Origin of the sequence: Salinisphaera sp. G21_0 (assembly GCF_017744115.1) — a bacterium.
Classification (GTDB): domain Bacteria; phylum Pseudomonadota; class Gammaproteobacteria; order Pseudomonadales; family Endozoicomonadaceae; genus Endozoicomonas.
The window spans coordinates 81,139-99,328 of record NZ_JAGHQW010000019.1 but is presented as its reverse complement, the minus strand read 5'-3'; the positions used below and the strand labels follow the sequence as shown (position 1 = coordinate 99,328).

17 protein-coding genes are annotated in these 18,190 nt (G+C 51.0%); 6 read left to right on the top strand and 11 right to left on the bottom strand.

The window, feature by feature from the left end:
• A partial coding sequence (locus J7439_RS10850; RefSeq protein ID WP_209201831.1) for a hypothetical protein occupies positions 1-338 on the bottom strand: 338 nt, incomplete at its 3' end.
• A 128-nt stretch (positions 339-466) separates the two neighbouring features.
• The gene (locus J7439_RS10845) at positions 467-1,819 is read right to left on the bottom strand and encodes an ankyrin repeat domain-containing protein (protein WP_209201830.1); all 1,353 of its coding nucleotides are present in this window, start codon (positions 1,817-1,819) and stop codon (positions 467-469) included.
• 237 nt (positions 1,820-2,056) lie between these two features.
• Here J7439_RS10845 and J7439_RS10840 point away from each other — a divergent pair, with 237 nt between their 5' ends.
• Positions 2,057-4,816, top strand: a complete 2,760-nt coding sequence (locus J7439_RS10840) for an ankyrin repeat domain-containing protein (protein ID WP_209201829.1) — start codon at positions 2,057-2,059, stop codon at positions 4,814-4,816.
• On the opposite strand, the gene J7439_RS10835 is transcribed toward J7439_RS10840, so the two are convergent.
• The 6 genes from J7439_RS10835 to J7439_RS10810 all read right to left on the bottom strand — a co-directional run bounded on the left by J7439_RS10835 (position 4,751) and on the right by J7439_RS10810 (position 8,446).
• Entirely contained in the window at positions 4,751-5,074 is a 324-nt protein-coding gene (locus J7439_RS10835) for a type II toxin-antitoxin system PemK/MazF family toxin (RefSeq protein WP_209201828.1), read from the bottom strand. The genes J7439_RS10840 and J7439_RS10835 overlap by 66 nt on opposite strands.
• Entirely contained in the window at positions 5,071-5,301 is a 231-nt protein-coding gene (locus J7439_RS10830) for an antitoxin MazE family protein (protein ID WP_209201827.1), read from the bottom strand. Before J7439_RS10830 ends, J7439_RS10835 begins: the two co-directional genes overlap by 4 nt.
• Before the next feature lie 75 nt (positions 5,302-5,376).
• Positions 5,377-5,754, bottom strand: coding sequence for a gamma-butyrobetaine hydroxylase family protein (locus J7439_RS10825; RefSeq protein WP_209201826.1), 378 nt, complete (start codon positions 5,752-5,754; stop codon positions 5,377-5,379).
• Between the two features lie 85 nt (positions 5,755-5,839).
• A complete protein-coding gene (gene hslU, locus J7439_RS10820; protein WP_209201825.1) occupies positions 5,840-7,177 on the bottom strand; it encodes an ATP-dependent protease ATPase subunit HslU in 1,338 nt (445 codons plus the stop codon).
• 28 nt (positions 7,178-7,205) lie between these two features.
• Positions 7,206-7,748 carry an ATP-dependent protease subunit HslV gene (hslV, locus tag J7439_RS10815; protein WP_101749044.1) on the bottom strand — a complete coding sequence of 181 codons (543 nt, stop codon included), beginning with the start codon at positions 7,746-7,748 and terminating at the stop codon, positions 7,206-7,208.
• A gap of 104 nt (positions 7,749-7,852) precedes the next feature.
• Entirely contained in the window at positions 7,853-8,446 is a 594-nt protein-coding gene (locus J7439_RS10810; protein ID WP_209201824.1) for an SPOR domain-containing protein, read from the bottom strand.
• Between the two features lie 192 nt (positions 8,447-8,638).
• Between J7439_RS10810 and argS the strand changes: the two genes are divergently transcribed.
• Both argS and J7439_RS10800 read left to right on the top strand, forming a co-directional pair.
• Positions 8,639-10,381 carry an arginine--tRNA ligase gene (gene argS / locus J7439_RS10805; RefSeq protein WP_209201823.1) on the top strand — a complete coding sequence of 581 codons (1,743 nt, stop codon included), beginning with the start codon at positions 8,639-8,641 and terminating at the stop codon, positions 10,379-10,381.
• 144 nt (positions 10,382-10,525) lie between these two features.
• On the top strand, positions 10,526-11,122 hold the full coding sequence (locus J7439_RS10800; RefSeq protein WP_209201822.1) for a hypothetical protein: 597 nt from the start codon (positions 10,526-10,528) through the stop codon (positions 11,120-11,122).
• Between the two features lie 67 nt (positions 11,123-11,189).
• Here the strand turns inward: J7439_RS10800 and dtd are convergent, their stop codons facing one another.
• A complete protein-coding gene (dtd, locus tag J7439_RS10795; RefSeq protein ID WP_209201821.1) occupies positions 11,190-11,627 on the bottom strand; it encodes a D-aminoacyl-tRNA deacylase in 438 nt (145 codons plus the stop codon).
• Positions 11,628-11,665: 38 nt separating this feature from the next.
• Positions 11,666-12,619, bottom strand: a complete 954-nt coding sequence (gene pip, locus J7439_RS10790) for a prolyl aminopeptidase (RefSeq protein WP_209201820.1) — start codon at positions 12,617-12,619, stop codon at positions 11,666-11,668.
• 227 nt (positions 12,620-12,846) lie between these two features.
• On the opposite strand from pip, the gene J7439_RS10785 reads away from it, so the two are divergent.
• Complete coding sequence (locus tag J7439_RS10785) at positions 12,847-13,929, top strand: hypothetical protein (RefSeq protein WP_209201819.1); 1,083 nt, start codon at positions 12,847-12,849, stop codon at positions 13,927-13,929.
• A gap of 55 nt (positions 13,930-13,984) precedes the next feature.
• Here J7439_RS10785 and typA read toward each other — a convergent pair whose 3' ends face one another.
• Positions 13,985-15,802 (bottom strand): translational GTPase TypA, encoded by a 1,818-nt coding sequence (typA, locus tag J7439_RS10780; RefSeq protein WP_209201818.1) that lies wholly within the window; start codon positions 15,800-15,802, stop codon positions 13,985-13,987.
• Between the two features lie 451 nt (positions 15,803-16,253).
• Here typA and J7439_RS10775 point away from each other — a divergent pair, with 451 nt between their 5' ends.
• Together J7439_RS10775 and J7439_RS10770 are read left to right on the top strand one after the other, a co-directional pair.
• A complete protein-coding gene (locus J7439_RS10775; protein WP_209201817.1) occupies positions 16,254-16,466 on the top strand; it encodes a Txe/YoeB family addiction module toxin in 213 nt (70 codons plus the stop codon).
• A 339-nt stretch (positions 16,467-16,805) separates the two neighbouring features.
• Positions 16,806-18,053, top strand: coding sequence for a hypothetical protein (locus tag J7439_RS10770; RefSeq protein ID WP_209201816.1), 1,248 nt, complete (start codon positions 16,806-16,808; stop codon positions 18,051-18,053).
• Positions 18,054-18,190: the final 137 nt, after the last annotated feature.

The following is an 18,190-nucleotide window of genomic DNA, read 5'->3' as shown; positions in this document are numbered from 1 at the left end:
ATTGAACTGGCGTATTGACCGTGATTTCTCCCATCATAGCGATGACCGAAACGATCGGATTTACTTACCAGATCAGCCATTATTTCCTGTTTGATGAGGGCATTAAAATCTTGAGCAGGGTTTACCAAGCGACACTGTAGATGTTGAGAAGAGCGTGCACCAGAAGAATGGTAAAATTCATTACGCCCCGGGGGAGTGCGGGGGGGATTATCCAATTGTCTGACTGTGGCATGTCTATATCGCCCACGCCTTGAAGAAGCGGCATGGTCATCCGGTCGGTTGTAAACATTATTTGATCTTGCGCATTTACCACTGACACCACCAGAACTTCTATCCATAATTATATTTCATTAATTCATGAAAATATAAAAAGCAGACTACTGTGCGGTTCAGAAGTTCATTTTTCTGAAATGTTTATCAGTCACCCTGGCAAAGATCCTGCCACTGTGTATAAGCAGATGTCGAATCAGCGTTCTTTTCTTTTTTTCCTGGGCCTGGGACCAAGCGGGTCTGGCAAAAGATCATATTCTTTTTCCAGGTATTCTTGCAGCTGATTCCGTTGATACTCCTTCGCCCGATTCATAAGGGGAATGTAGTCACCACGGGTTTGGATGTAACCGCCCTCCTGAAGCAATTCCTTAACCAGTTTCATGCTTCCGCCCATGGCAGCTGCCGAGATGAGGGTTTCATGCTTTGTGCTGTTTTTTTCAAAGGTTGCCCCTGCACGGCGCAAGTCATTGACCAACTCGTAGTGACCGGCCGAGGCCGCTGCCCAGATCGGGGTAAGGCTGCCGACACTGTTGGCATTCACATCCGCACCCAGTTCGAGAAAGTACTTGACCAGCTCGCGGTCACCGGCCTGGGCCGCAGCACGAATCGGGGTCCCATAGCCGGTACTGTTGGCGTTCAGATCCGCCCCCTGTTCGAGCAAGTACTTAACCAGATCATGGTCACCAGCTCGGGCCGCAACCCAGATCGGAGTCTCGTAGCCTGAACTGAATGCATTGACGTTAGCACCCTTTGCAATCAGAAAACGCACAATATCACGGTGGCCTTTTTTGGCTGCAATCCAGATCGGGGTCTTACGGCCTGTTTTGCAGCCGTCAATATCAGCACCGTTATCAACCAATAATGTCACTATATCGAGGTGCTTCGAACTGGCCGCCAGGTACAGGGGAATGTTAAAGCTTTTCATAGAGCCGTTGACGTTTGCACCTTGTTCAATAAAGTACTTCACTACGTCAATGTGCCCCCCAACGATGGCTTCATCGATCGGGGTGTCACAGTTTATGCAGATATCTTCACTGACGCCTGCCTGATGCAGGTAACTTACAACTTCAACATGGCCATGTCTGGCTGCTTCCATGATCGGTGATGAAAAAAGCTTGTCGGTCCTTGCCCCTTTCTCATGGAGGTAGCGCACCAGCCCAAGATGACCCTCCCCGGCTGCTGCTGCAATGGGACATTTATCTGTCCTCCAGTTCATATTGATATCCGCGCCCTGATCAAGCAATGCTTCCACGGCATCCTTGTTGCCAGCTCGGGCCGCCTCAGTCAGTTGCTTGCCCAGCTCTACCTGTTGCTCGCTCAACGCTTTGGAAGTGGACAGGGCGGACGCTATCATGGGCTCGACAATTTTTTCAGTTACGATAATCTTTCTTGTTTTTTTGCCCTTTGTGGGCTGGTGGGAATGATCCACCGGGAGTGGTGTTTCGCGTTTTGCCGCCGTTTTTTTGCGTTTGCTTTTTTTGTCATTGGCCTGAGCGGGTAACGGAAATGAAGAGCTGGCTGCAGAAGTGTGCTCACCTCTTATATCCATGGTATTGATGCCTCTGATTGCATTTACTTAAACAGACAATCAAATTTTGTTTTTTATCCCGGTCAAGCAAAAAAAAATGACAAACCGTTCCTTCGTTGCTCACAGCTCCCTTATCCGGCTCTTCCTATCCAACCGCTGACACACAACCTGGTCTGGCGATAATCCCTGCCAGACCAAATATCTCTGCTACGCTTCTCCTGCCTTCCCATGGCCATCCACCATTAGTCAGGAGATCTGATGAATACTGCTATTTCGCCAGCCCCTGTCGTCCCTTTCGTTTTAAATAATTCTTGCCCCGTGTGCCTGCAGACATTTGCTGATCAAAAAGAAATCACCGTTGCCACTTGTCAGCATCGATATCATGATCAGTGCATCACTCCCTGGCTGAACAACTCTAAAGGGATTGACCAGCGCAGAGTGGATAGTATGGATGTTGTGCAGCAGGTACCTCGCCATGGCAGTGCAGCTGAACCACTGCTTGACCAGGCCGCTGTTCACGATGACCCCCTGCCCCTGCAATGCTGTCGTTCCGGAAATATGGAGGCGTTGTCTGGCTGGCTGGGCCGGGAGCCCATGCTGGCCCGCCAGAGCTTTTACTCAGCACTCTACGGCGGCCATGTCACGCTGCTGCATGTTGCTGCCCAGACGGGCAATGAGGCGTGTGTACAGATGCTTGTTAACCATAACTCTGATGTCAATGCCGTCTCCTCTGTCGGCATGACGCCCCTGCACTTTGCCGCGGAATTTGGCCACGAGCAGTGTGTCAAAACATTGATCGTCAACGGTGCCAATATGAATATCCGGGACAGTATGGGCAGAAGCCCCTTGCACAGTGCTGCCCTGCATGGCCAGGTGACGTGTGTGGAGCGTTTTCTTGAATTCAGGGCAATTGGCAATGAAATTGACCTGTTTGACACTACCCCCCTGCATCTCGCAGCAATGATGGGGCATGATGCCTGTGTGGCAGCCCTGCTCTTCACCGGGCGCAGAGAGAAGCATGGTGAGAGGAGTTGGGTGAAGTATGAAGAGAATATAGATGCCACCTGTGATCACCATCATACGGCACTGCACCTTGCCGTTCTTAATGGCCATGGCAAGTGTGCACAAATCCTGCTCGATCATGGTGCCAATGTGAACGCCATTCTGGACAAGGGCAAGACACTCTTGCATGTTCTCAGCCGCAGTGGCCCCATAGATTTCTTGCAAGTGCTCCTTGATCAAGGGCTGGATGTCAATGCCAAAGACGACAATGGGCAGACAGCCCTGCACATTGCCGCCTTTGGTGGCGGTGTGAACTTTATGGAACTGTTACTCAATCGCAATGCCAGCCTGCTTGACGCCAGGGACAACGACGGCTCTACTCCCCTGCACCTGGCAGCCCTGGCTGGCAAGGCCCGGAGCGTGGAATTACTGCTGAACCGGCAGGCAAACGTCAACAGCAGAAACAACAGGAACCTGTCGCCCCTGAGCAACGCTGCCCATCAAGGGTATCCAGAGTGTATAAAACTTTTACTGGCTCATGGTGCCGGGTTTATTGAAGCCAGCACCATCTCTGGCTGGTCGCCACTGCACAGTGCCGCTGAGAATGGCCATGTGGAATGTGTGGAGCTTTTGCTTGGTGCCGGGCACGACGTCAATGCGGCCAACAGTGACGGTATAACCGCTCTGCACAGGGCCACCGTTACTCCCCAGCGGAATTCCGTGGACATCCTGATCAAGCATGGTGCCAATATCCATGCCCTCACAGAGGGCCACAATACCCCCATCCATAATACGACCCTGTTCGACAGTGTGGAGTATCTGCAGACCTTGATCAGGCTGGGGGCTGATATCAATGCCAGGACTCTTTATGGCCTGACGCCTCTGCATATTGCGGCCCGGGAAGGGAGTGTAAAGTGTATGAAAGTCTTGCTTGAGCATCAGGCGCTGATCGTAAGCTCCCAACGCGGTGGGGGATGGACGCCCCAGCATTTTGCCTGCAAATATGGTCACAGCGAATGCCTTCGGTTGCTGCTGATGGACAAAAGGGCGAGTGTCAATCCTGTGGATAAGATGAACCATACCCCCCTGCACATCGCTGCCCAGTTTGGCAGAATCCGTTGTATGGCTGTGCTGCTGGAATATAAAGACAGTGTTGATATTAATGCCAGGGGTAATATGGCATCGCGCCCTCTGCATTTAGCCGCAAAGTCGGGCCAGTTGGAGAGCGTACAGCTTCTTTTGGCTTACAAGGCGGATATTAACATCAAGACTGAACAGGGCCTGACTCCCCTGCACCTGGCCGCCATGGGCGGTCACAGGCAGTGTGTGCAAGTGCTAGTCGACAACGATGCCAATATCAGTGCCCTGGATGACAAAAACAATACCCCCGCATTGCATGCTGTTCGCCGTGGTCATATCGCATGCATGGAGCTGTTGATTGATGAGATGGCAAAGCTTGGTATTCACCTCAATCAGATGCAGGGAGGGACATCTCTCTTGCATATCGCTGCCCAGTGTGGCCAGATCGACTGTGCTCAAATCGTGATTAACAAAGGGATAGATGTTAATAACAAGTCGGCTGCTGGCTTGACGCCCCTGCACATGGCCATAAAGACAGACAGGGTAGAGAGTGCACAATTCCTGCTCCGTAATGGGGCAAATATCCATGCGACCACCGGTACAGGCGAGACGGTGCTGCATTTTGCTGTTAAGGGAAATGCCGTTGGGTCTTTGCCCGTTCTGATTGATAGCGGCGCTGATATCCATGCCAGGGATTGCCATGGCCAGACACCTCTGGAGCTGGCCAGGAAGAAACAACGTGAGCAGCTAATATTGATGCTCGAGAAGGCAGAACAATCCCGGGGCCGAAATCCTGACCATGATGGGGGGCAATTGCCGTTCATTGTTGATTGCTCTCGCTCCCGGGAATCCATTGTGGGTGAAGCGCTTTCAGGCCATTCCCAACCACAAGGCCATCAGCCGAGTGACCTCTGTCAGTTCTTGTTGACTGAGTGAGCCGATGGTTTTGCCGATTCTGTCTGCTTTTATGGTGGTGATTTTATCAATCATCACTTGAGAGGTTTTGTTGAGCCCGTTTACTTTACTTTCAAACAGGGTGTAGCGGAATAAGGGTACATCCCTCAACTCTCCTGTGATTGGCAGAAGAGTGACCGAAGGGTGCTCTGGAAACAGGTTGGATTGGATGATTAAGGCTGGCCGGGGTTTGCCATAGTCTCCCTTGATTGAGACGGTAACGATGTCGCCGCGCTTCATGCCCAGCCCTCATCGTCGCTGGTTTTTTCAATCCAGTCCATGGTGTCGCGTTCCAGTTTATCGGACTTGAGCATGGCAGATTGTCGCTGACACTCCAGATCGAAGCCTTTGACCCGTGTATCAGGAACCCAGATCTGTAAAGGGCGCAAACCAGCCTGACGCAGTGTTTTTCTGTGACTTTCTACACGTTCCCGGGTGGTTTTGGGCTGGTTAGTATTGGTAGACATAACGCCTCCGTGGCTAAGTTTTCATGATGGTGATTATGTTACATGTAACGTAGCAGGCAGGGCATTAATGTCAAGTTACTGAAAAAGACGAACCACGGAAACATCCGGATCACGGCTGGCACCCGCATCCCTCAGAGCCCGCAGGTACTCATCCCACATCACCGCCTTGTTATGGCATAGTTCATAAAGGTAGCCCCAGTCATAGATCCCACTGTCGTGCCCATCGTCGAAAATCAGCTTGATGGCGTATTGGCCAACCATTTCCACGCCGGTGATGGCCACATTCAGTTTTCCGGTCTGCAAAACAGGGTTGCCATGACCACGAACCTCGGCAGAAGGGCTTAATACTCTGAGAAACTCCGCTTCCAGCTGGAACGTGTCATGACCAAACTGAATCTCCAGGGTTTTGGAGCGTTTATGCAGTTTAATGGCGGAAGGAATTGGAGTAGTCATTTCGGGCGGGGGTTCCACTCATTATCAAAGAGTAAGAGGCTGAAAAGGAGTGACCAGCAGGGTACTGACCACTCCATATAATACATCAGAGGATATAACGACTCAGGTCTTCATCCTGAACCAGTTCACCCAGGTGTTTATCAACATAAGCCGCATCAATCTTCAGTGGCGCGCCATCCTGGGCAGAGGCCAGATCTGCAGCACCAAAGGAAACCTCTTCCAGCAGACGCTCCATCACTGTATGGAGACGGCGGGCACCGATATTCTCAGTACGCTCATTCACCTGCCAGGAAACCTCCGCCAGGCGGCGAATGGCATCGTCGGCAAACTCGATATTGAGAGACTCTGTGGCCATCAGCGCCTGGTATTGTTCCGTCAGAGACGCATCAGGCTCGGTCAGAATACGCATAAAGTCTTCAGAAGAGAGCGCTTTCAGTTCAACACGGATGGGCAGACGTCCCTGTAGCTCTGGAATCAGATCGGAAGGCTTGGCCAGGTGGAACGCACCGGAGGCAATAAACAGAATGTGATCCGTCTTCACCATGCCGTACTTGGTAGAAACGGTACAACCTTCAATTAATGGCAGCAGGTCACGCTGAACACCTTCACGGGAGACATCGGCGTTGGAAGCCCCTGAGCGCTTGGCCACCTTATCAATTTCGTCAATAAAGACGATACCGTTCTGTTCAACAGCTTCAACCGCCTTGGTCTTGAGCTCGTCTTCATTAACCAGCTTGGCTGCTTCCTCTTCCTGAACCAGACGCATGGCATCCTTGACTTTCAGCTTCCGCTTTTTGGATTTGCCGGTATTCAGGTTTGAGAACATGTTCTGCAGCTGGCTGGTCATCTCTTCCATGCCAGGAGGTGCCATGATTTCAACACCCATGGCCGCTTCACGAACATCAATCTCAATCTCTTTATCGTCCAGATCACCTTCACGGAGTTTTTTGCGGAACACCTGACGGGTTGAGTTGTCCTGGGGCTGAGACTCTTCACCAAAAGAACGGGGAGGCGGCAGCAGGGCATCCAGAATGCGCTCTTCAGCGGCATCCAGCGCACGGTGGCGAACGCGCTCCATCTCCATCTCACGGAGCATTTTGATGGCAGCATCCATCAGGTCACGGACAATGGACTCGACATCGCGGCCCACATAACCCACTTCGGTAAACTTGGTGGCTTCCACCTTGATAAATGGCGCATTAGCCAGTTTGGCCAGACGACGTGCAATCTCGGTTTTACCAACCCCGGTGGGGCCGATCATCAAAATATTTTTCGGGCTGATCTCGTTACGCAGATCTTCATTCAACTGCATTCTGCGCCAGCGGTTTCGAAGGGCAATGGCTACAGCGCGTTTGGCCTCGTCCTGGCCAATAATATGTTTGTCCAGCTCATGGACAATTTCACGGGGTGTCATATCTGACATATCAGAAACTCGTTAGATCGCTATTGTTTCAAGCTGCAGGAAGCTCTTCGATGACTTGGTTTGAGTTGGTGTAGACACAGATATCTGCGGCGATACCCAAACTCTTTTCAACGATATCCCGGGCACCCATTTCCGTGTTGTGAAACAGTGCCTTGGCAGCTGCCTGGGCATAAAAACCACCGGAACCGATGGCCAGGATGCCATCTTCCGTCTCCATGACATCGCCATTACCAGTGATAATCAGGGAGGCAGTGGCATCAGCAACGATCAGCATGGCTTCCAGACGTTGCAGGGCCCGCTCGGTTCGCCACTCTTTGGCCAGTTCAACCGCTGATTTGGTCAGTCGTCCCTGGTGTTTTTCCAGCTGGGCTTCAAAACGCTCAAACAGGGTAAAGGCATCAGCGGTACCACCGGCAAACCCGGCAATCACTTTGCCTTTATGCAGTCGGCGTACTTTGTGGGCGTTGCCCTTAATTACGGCATCACCCAGCGAAACCTGGCCATCACCACCGATCACGACACTGCCGCCACGACGTACCGACAGAATAGTTGTGCCACGATACTGTTCCAAGGCTCGCTCCTTAATAAAAACGGATTACAGGGCCTTATATGGGGCAGGTAAATAAATTATCAAGAGGGGCGGAAGAGAAAACCCGCCCGTAATTGCGCTTTTTTCTATTTCAGCTGTAACAGAAGACTATCAATGTTTTTTCTGGCCAGCACTTCCTGGGCATTGTGCAGTGAGGCCCGGTCGGTAAATGGTCCCAGCTGCACCCGGTGCCAGGTTTCCCCTGTGCCAACACTGACTTTCTCAACTCTGGGTGCCAGACCTTCCAGCAGCAATTGCGCCCTGAGTCGCTCGGCATCCTTGTCGCTGCGGAAGGAACCGGCCTGCAGAAGATATTTTTTAGCGCTGGCTGTCGGTTTCTGATCCGGCTTACTCTCTGGTTTTTTGGCAGAGACTGGTTCCGGTTTCAGTTCCGGCTCCGCAATGGATACCGTCACTTCCGACTCGGGCAGCAGGGTATAAAAATCAAACACCGGCTGATTATCTTTTTTCTGTTCATCCCCGGACGATGACTTGACCTGCCCGGCTACGCTGCGCACATCTTTGGCAGAGGGCGTCAGCCCTGCCAGAAACGCAGCAAACACACCAATAACCAGACCTGCCAGCAGCCAGGCCCAGTTGGGCAGAGACACACCGACTGATTTACCGGCATTGGTCGATTTACTGGCTCCCCGCCTGCTATTGTTTGATCTGGATGTCATATCTCTCAACTTATCTATGTCAGGTCTGTGTTTGCCCGGCTGTTTATGAACACAACCGGATAAAGATACCATTATCTCCAGCCTTACTGATATAAGTTCAAGCACGGCTATTGCTTCTATTGAGACAAATGGCCTTTTTCGATAGCATTCCCGCCATTTAAATTCCAGCGAGTTTTAACCAAGGACTCATGCATGAATATTCTCAAGCTGCTTGAAGACAAGGTCATCAAAGCGCTTATTGCTGCGGGTGCTCCAGAGGGGACCCCGGCCATGGTTCGTCCCGGCGCACGGGCGAACTTTGGTGATTACCAGTGCAACGCCGTGATGGCTGCGGCCAAAAAAATGGGTATGAACCCACGGGAACTGGCACAAAAAGTGATCGATAATCTGGACCTTGATGGCATTGCCAGCAAGGTTGACATTGCCGGACCCGGTTTCATCAATTTTCACCTCGCCCCCCAATGGCTGGCCAGCAGTCTTCAGTCTGCCGTCCACGATCCCCGGGCTGGTGTTGCCGAGACCGACAACAGGCAAACCGTGGTGGTTGATTACTCAGCGCCGAACGTTGCCAAAGAGATGCACGTTGGCCACCTGCGCTCCACCATTATCGGCGACTCAACCGCCAGAACCCTGGAGTTTCTCGGACACAAGGTGATCCGCCAGAATCACCTGGGGGACTGGGGTACGCAATTCGGCATGCTGATCGCCCACCTGGAGGAACTTGAGAAAGAGAACCAGGAAGCCATGAGCATGGAGCTTTCTGACCTGGAAACGTTCTATCGCGAAGCCAAGAAGCATTTTGATGAAAACCCGGACTTCGCCACCCGCGCCAGAAGCTATGTGGTCCGCCTGCAGGCCGGTGACGAGTACTGCCTGAAACTGTGGAAAAAACTGGTGGATACCACCCTGTCACACAACCAGGATACCTACGACCGCCTGAATGTCTCACTGACCACTGCTGATGTGATGGGGGAAAGCGCCTATAACGACAGCCTGCCCGTGATCATCCAGCTGCTGGATGAACAGGGACTGTTGAGCGAAGACAGCGGTGCCAGGGTAGTCTTTCTGGATGAGTTCAAAAACAAGGATGGCGACCCAATGGGCGTCATCGTCGAGAAGTCCGGAGGTGGTTTCCTTTACACCACCACCGATCTGGCGGCGATCCGTCACCGCTGCCATACCCTGAACGCCGATCGCGTTCTCTATTACGTAGATGCACGCCAGGGACAGCATTTCGACCAGGTATTCACCATTGCCCGCAAGGCAGGATTTGCGTCTGACCACGCGTCACTGGAACACCACGCCTTCGGCATGATGCTGGGCAAAGATGGCAAACCGTTCAAGACCCGTGCCGGCACCACCATCAAGCTGGCAGACCTTCTGGACGAGGCGGAAGAACGCGCAGCAGCCCTGATTGCCAGTAAATCCGGCGACCTTTCAGAAGAACAGAAGGTAAATGTGATCCGCTCTGTGGCCATTGGCTCGGTAAAATATGCGGACCTTTCCAAAAACCGGACCAGCGACTATGTTTTTGACTGGGATAACATGCTGGCCTTTGAGGGCAATACCGCACCTTACCTGCTCTATGCCTACACCCGGATTATGAGCATCTTCCGCAAGGCCGGTATCAGCGAGTCTGACCTCGCTGGTGACATCCTGATTGAGAACGATGCTGAACGGGAGCTGGCCCTGCTGCTGTGCCGCTTTAGTGAAACCATTGAATCCGTTGCCAGAGAAGGCCTGCCACATCAGCTGTGCGCCTATCTGTACGACATCTCCGGTGCCTTTATGAAGTTCTATGAAGCATGCCCGGTGAACAAGGAAGGCGTTTCTGAAGACCTGCGCAACAGCCGCCTGCAGATCTGCGCCCTGACCGCCAGAACCCTGAAGCTGGGTCTTGGCCTGCTGGGCATTGAAACCGTCGAGCAGATGTAATAATACCCGCCTGACACCCAATGTCAGGCCCTCTATCGCCTTATTTGCAATTATTTTGCCCAATTAGCCAACATTGGCGGAACTTTTCCGAAACCTCATAGTCTAGAACAATATATCAAAAGAATTTGAATAAGGAGGTCAACCATGAGTGGTTCTGCCATAACAAACGGAATAGTCCGATTTACCAAGAGGCTTATCGGTTCTTCCGAGCCCGTGTCTCGACCCTTAGCCATGTATATAGCTGGACGTATTGGCGGAGGTATAACTGTACAGTTTGGCCCCAGGGCTGTTAAAGCTGTTGTCGACTATACAGTTACTGGCTATTTTGCAAAGCGGCTTTGCTGTCTAACAGCAAATGCGTTTTTTGGCCCATACTATTACCCTGCCGGCCAGGTGATATTTTCCGGCCTTGCAGCAGTAAGCCCGGGGCCTGTAGCGATTGCCGATAAAATTACTCCATACTTCTACCATCAGCGTTATCTGGCCGAGCTTGACAAAAGCGACTTTGACCCGACGCGATTGGAAGCTGAAGATGTGGAACTTGAAGGAGTGAAAGAGGGCTATGTGAATTACACCTACGAGCCCCCCCCTGTTGATGAGTCAACTTACTGTTTCTTCAACAAGGAAGATGCTGAAGGCATGCCATCCCTGCTTCCCCTCAATGGCAAGCCTGAGTTTGAAATGGAGGTATTCAAAACGGTCGAAACAGATGCTTCCGGGGATGATAATGCTGCACTGTAGCCAAAAAACATGGATCATCAGCCTGTTACCGGGCTTGATGATCCATTCTGTTTTTCGGTATTTGACGCTAAGACTCCAGCAGAAACGTCACCGGCCCATCATTGAGCAAGGAAACTTTCATATCTGCACCAAAGCGGCCGGTGGCAACATTGTGATGCAGAGCTTCAGCCCGCTCAACAAAGTAGTGATATAGCTTTTCTCCCTGCTCAGGAGAGGCACCGGCGCTGAAACCCGGGCGCAATCCCTTACGGGTATCGGCAACCAGGGTGAACTGGGAAACAATAAGCAGGCCGCCCCCCACATCGCGCAAACCAAGGTTCATCTTGCCCTGATCATCACTGAAAATTCGATATTTCAACACTTTTTCCAGCAGTTTATCCGCCAGAGCCAGGTCATCCCCTTTTTCGACACCCAGCAACAGAAGAATGCCGGAACCGATTTCTCCAACCGTTTCCCCATCCACCACCACGCTGGCATGACTGACCCGCTGAATCAAACCTTTCATCGATACATCTCGAGTTGTTTTTCCAATACGCCCTGCTTTTATGGAGCCAATCTTCGGGCAAAATCATCCGTTGCCCTGACCAGTGCATCGACAATGCCCGGTTCACAGGAGGCATGACCGGCATCCCGGATAATCTGCAAATCTGCCTGCGGCCAGTGATCCGCAAGCGCCTGGGCATTATCCAGCGGACAGATCATGTCATAACGCCCATGCACGATCACGCCGGGAATGGCTGATATCAGATTCATCTTCTCTATAATCTGATTCGGGTTAATGAAGGACTTATGTTTAAAGTAATGACACTCTATCCGCGAAAGGGATAAGGCCAGGTGTGGATCAGCAAAATGATCCACCAGTTCATGGTTGGGTCGCAAGGTTGCCGTATTGCCCTCCCATAAAGACCAGTGCTTGGCAGCATTCATTCTGGCCAATTCATCCTCGCCAAACAGCCGCTGATAATAAGCTTCCAGAAGATCGCCTCGTTCACCTTCCGGTATCAGCTCCAGGAAGTGCGCCCAGTGATCCGGAAATACTCTGCTGGCTCCCTCTTTATAAAGCCAGTCAAGATCCTGTTGCCGGGAAAGAAAAACTCCCCTGAGAACCAATCCTGACACACGCTTCGGGTGCGCCTGGGCATAGAGCAACGAAAGTGTTGAGCCCCAGGAGCCACCAAATACCAGCCATCGCTCAACCTCCAGGTTTTCGCGAATCAGCTCCATATCTGCAATCAGCGCAGTGGTATTGTTGTGCTCCAGTTCAGCATGGGGTCTGGAGCGGCCACTACCCCTCTGATCAAAAAGAATAATCCGATACTTTTCCGGATCAAAAAAACGGCGATCCTGCTCTGTACAACCGGCACCCGGTCCACCATGCACGAAAAGAACCGGTATCCCATCCTGAGAACCACACTCTTCAATGTATATCTCATGAATATCATCAACTTGCAGGTGCCGGGTAGCGTAGGGTTTGATGGCGGGATACAGGGTGCGCATGGAAAATCCTTTCAGGAAAACACCAGAACAATGCCTAACCTTAACCTTAAACGGTTATTGCGGCAAAGGGCACGTCGTCACTTTTAAAAACATAACTTGAACTAATTCGGCGACAACCTGTCTGAGACTTAGAATATAAACATTCCTCTACTGATAACACCACGCCATTCAGCTACGTACACCGACCTCTCAGGAGAGGGTAATAAAACAGCAACAGCCCGAAGAATATGAAATACCAACCTGGAAAAGTAATTAAAACAATTGTGGTCTTTTTGATCATCTTAATGGCAATACCCGCCAGAGCATCCCGGTACTTCTCTGATGATGATCAAATAATGATTCAGCAATGGGTAGCCAGGACGGGCTTTAAGATTTACTCGACCAATCCTGAAACCCAACAGCATGATCGCTGGCAATATACCCTGACGGCTTTACAAGCCCTGCATACCTGTCGACCCGAACAATTTTATCTATATCTTTCACAACTGCTTATTTCGGCAGGCAGAACGGCGGATGATGAGCTGAATCAACTGCTTCAGCCAGCATTGGATTTAAATAAAAAAGAGAAAAACGTCTTTGAAACGTTCATCCTTGAGCAGAGCAAGGATGACCTTGCGGTCTGGTTGAGCCATCACACGGAATTGGATAAGCATCTCGCCCATGATGACGAGCTCTATAACAAGCTGTTTGAACTATTAACCAGAACCACCATTAGCAACACCCGGGTTTGCCCGGAAATGTTAATGCTGGAGAGCTTCAAGGGGGTTAAGGAGAAGCGGCATGCTGTTTTGCAATGCATCGCCCTGTCAGCGAATCTGTATATTGTTGATATCGATATCAGCCACAACCGAATAGCCACCAGCAAAGTACTGGGTCCGGGGCCCGTCAGCACCGATCTGACGTCCTCGCCAGCAGTGGTTCTGGACAATGGTGAAGACCTGTTTGCAACCATTCCTGAACTCTACGACAACCCGCACATCAACCCGGTCATATTACTCACCTCACCGCTGGAATACGGCTTTCTGGTCTCTCACCGACTGAGCCAGAAAAGCAACAGGCCCCCGGTATCTCCCCTGACAACATCCGACATTGAACAAATGCGACAGCGCTACAAGGCAGATAAAAGCAAACGGGTCAAACATGAAAAGAAAAGACACTTTTTAGCGGAGGGAAAACGTAACCCTCACTTTCTGGAAGGCTGGATAGCATCACCGGGTTATACCTTTGTGGCATGCCTTGTTATTGCAGCGATTATAACTCAGCTAACGACCACGGTCCCATACCCCGGCAACCCCTGGTTAGGGCCATAAAAAAACCCCACACTAAGTGGGGTTTTGCATACAGTATTTCAGTTATTCGCCAGTATTACTTCGAACGACTTGCACGCTTACGCTCATGTTCCTTCAGGAACTTTTTGCGAATACGGATGTAGTTGGGCGTCACCTCAACCAGCTCATCATCATCAATAAACTCCAGGGCCTGCTCCAGAGAGTGGCGAACCGGCGGTGTCAGAATGATATTCTCATCGGTACCTGCCGCACGAATGTTCGTCAGCTGCTTGGCTTTAGTCGGGTTTACCGTCAAATCGTTATCGCGACTGTGCAGCCCGATAATCTGGCCTTCATAGACATCGACGTTAGGGTTAATGAACAGACGGCCACGCTCCTGCAAGCTGAACAACGCATAGGCCAGCACCTTGCCATTCACCATGGAGATAAGAACCCCGTTGTTGCGCTGGCCGACTTCCCCACCCTTGACTTCGCCGTAGTGATCGAAGATGGAGGTCAGGATACCGCTACCTGAAGTCATGGTCAGGAACTGGGAACGGAAACCGATCAGACCACGGGCCGGCATAATGAAGTCAAGACGCACGCGGCCTTTACCATCCGGCACCATATCTTTCAGTTCAGCACGACGCTGGCCAAGCTCTTCCATAACCGGCCCCTGGTGCTGTTCTTCAATGTCCACCACTACGTGCTCAAAGGGTTCCTGCTTAACGCCGTCAATTTCCTTTACCACCACCTGTGGACGGGAAACCGCCAGCTCAAACCCTTCCCGGCGCATGGTTTCAATCAGAACGGACAAATGAAGCTCGCCACGGCCGGACACCTTGAACTTATCCGCATCATCGCCCTGCTCAACACGCAACGCTACGTTTGAGATCAGTTCGCGATCAAGACGCTCACGGATATTACGGGAGGTAACGAATTTGCCATCCTGACCAGCAAACGGAGAGTCATTCACCTGGAAGGTCATGCTGACTGTTGGCTCATCAACCGTCAGCGGCGGCAGCATTTCCGGACGTTCAGGGTCACAGATCGTGTCAGAAATGTTCAGCTTATCAATACCGGTAATGCAGACAATATCACCGGCACGGGCTTCCGCCACTTCAACACGCTCCAGCCCCAGATGCCCCATGACCTGCTGCACTTTGGCCTTACGCTGCTTGTTGTCACGATCCACCAGCACAATCTGCTGACCAGGCTTCAGTACACCACGGGTAATACGGCCAATACCGATAACTCCGACGTAGCTGTTGTAATCCAGGGCACTGATCTGCATCTGTAAAGGACCGTCAACATTGACCGGTGGTGCAGGCACACGCTCAGTAATCATCTCAAACAGCGGCGTCATATCATCAGCCAGGTTGTCCGGGTCATCACCGGCAACACCGTTCAGTGCGGAGGCGTAAATCACCGGGAAGTCCAGCTGCTCATCCGTAGCGCCCAGACGATCAAACAGATCAAACACCTGATCCATAACCCAGTCAGGGCGAGCGCCCGGACGATCAACCTTGTTGATCACCACAATCGGGCTCAGGCCCTGCTCAAAGGCCTTCTGGGTCACAAAGCGGGTCTGTGGCATCGGACCATCAACGGCATCCACCAGCAGCAGAACCGAGTCAACCATGGAGAGCACCCGCTCAACTTCACCACCGAAGTCAGCGTGTCCCGGGGTATCAACGATATTGATATGGAAATCTTGCCACTCAATCGCGGTGTTCTTGGCCAGGATGGTAATGCCACGCTCTTTTTCCTGGTCATTGGAGTCCATGATACGCTCAGCACCCTGGTCCTTACGACCCAGAGTACCTGACTGCTGCAGCAGCTTATCCACCAGCGTAGTCTTGCCATGGTCTACGTGGGCGATAATGGCAACGTTTCTTAACTTATTAATTTCCAAAACTTATTCCGCCTTTCAAAATCTTTGAATTTTTTTCGTACACATATTTGTACACACTTTTAAATCTGTCTGCTGCAGGAGGCTGAGCAACTAAAATGGCGGCAATCCTACCACTCCGCCATTCATACGCAAGTTTTATACACCCTTATATCTGCCCGCCTTATCAGCATTTAATTGCACGGGCATACGTATATGACCAGATATAGCCGGGTTGCCACGTTGATATCGCGACGAAAACCAGCCAAAAGGATTTTTCGGTAACAGGCCTGAAAAGAGTTAAGGTCATCAGGAGCCAGTGCCATTGGGATTAAGACCCGGATTTTCTTGCCAAATAACAAGAGCTAATCATACTTGTACCCTATTACGTACAGGTATATGGAAAATAAAATGAATGTAGTTTCCTACACAGAAATGAGAAAAAATCTCAAAGCGGTACTGGACAGCGTTGTTAATGATGCTCAACAACGACAAACCAAAAGCCAGGAAACTAAGAAAGCTCATTAAAGAATGTATGCGTACCCCTTTTGAAGGAACAGGAAAACCTGAGCCTCTGAAAGGTAACTTTTCAGGATTCTGGTCGCGCAGGATTGATCAGGAACATAGGCTAGTATACACCTTCAGCAATGATAACCTGTTCATACTCCAGCGCCGCTTCCATTACTGAAACCCTGACGTTACAAAAACAACCCCGGAGCCCTGGAGGCCAAAATAATTGGCAATCGCTTTCTGGGTATAACTGCCGGATGCAAAAGCCCCACAGATCGCTGCCTCGGTAGATTCATAACTCGCCTGGTAAAACCCAAGCGCCCGTGCAGGTTTCCGTTGCTGTTTATGGGATATTTCAGAAAGCGTTTTCCGTTCACTGTCTTATCAATATATTGCTGCTGGCCAGTCTCCGGGATGGTCGACCGAGAGATATGTCCCGTTGTCTTTGGCTCCATCTGCGACTTTCACCCTTTCCTATACTTCAGAAGATACCCAACAGAGCACATGGATGAAGCCAATGAGTAAGGTCGATGAGAGCAACCCGAGTCAGCCAGCCATCCCACCAAACAACAACAATCTGGAGAAACCTCAAAACACAAGTGCAGGCCGAATTCCCCAAAAGATTAAGCCAACAATTGGCGAAGCTGATCATGCATTATCCAATAAGCGGGCAGATTTTGGCCTGGAGAAACGCCAAATAACCCTATCTTCGCCCCATAAGATCACTGACCTCAAACAGAGTAAACAAGAGAAGGATCAGCTTATAATTCTCGAGGAGAAAATCCAGACCGCAACTAAAAATCTGACCTACACGACCCATAATAGTCCAGAGCAGTGTCAGCAACTTGAGGCCCTCATCAACGCCTATATGGATGAACTCGAGATGATGGGTGATCCACCCTGCACGACCCGGCAACTGGCTTTATTTCGGGACTACCTGCAAGAGCAATTGGTTCGCATGCCCAATGTCCACAAAGGTATTTTTCGCTCCAACCCAAATAACAACCAGCGCTTTCTCAGTCAAATGGCGGACAAAATCAACGATAAGATTATTGCTACCATGCAGGCTCCAGACCATATTTTTGAGGATCTGGCCATACCGGCTGAGATTGAAAGGAAGGTGCGAATCCCCAGTGACAGCTGCCATGAAAGCGATATGCTCGCCATGAAAGCCGATTTAGATAAACAAGGTCTACTTGTCATCCCCAACCAGATCGGTGTCGATTTGATCAGAAACACTGTACGTATTCACAACAACGATGGAGTCAACTTTGACAATAGTGCTCTATGCGCTGAATACCGCCACAAGATGGCTCATTCTGAGACGGATGCCGCCAAAGACGTTCGTCAGGCGTTAGAAGGCGAGATTATCAGTAGCCTTGATGGGCTACCGATCGAAACACAGATGCAGATACTCAGCCACATCAACCAGACCGAGCTTAATCATATGCTCTACTGCCTCCAGGGTACTCTGTTTGAGATGATGCCCGATTGGGGTCTGCTAACCCAACAAAACCCAGAGCTGGCTATCGATGTGATACGTAACGACAACAGCACTGACATCACCTACCGCATGAACGCTATTCCAACCCTTGTGGGAGGGGCAGGAGCTACTGATGGTGAGCCGCTTAAATATGATAGTCAATCTCGCATCTCGCTCAGTCGTACTGCCACTATCGATAATGATGGCCATGTGGATTATGGAAAAATTGAGGTGCAGCTCTATCTCCATAAGGTGAGAGAGGAAGCCAGTGTCAGGCCTTGAATCTTGAATGTGTTCAAAAAGGGAAACCAGCAAAAAGAAAGACCCTGGCTTTCCCACTCAAGGGTCATTGCATAGCGGTTGGTTCAGGTGTCACTACAGTCTCGCTCTGGGTGGGAACGAGGAAAAAGCAGCTTCAG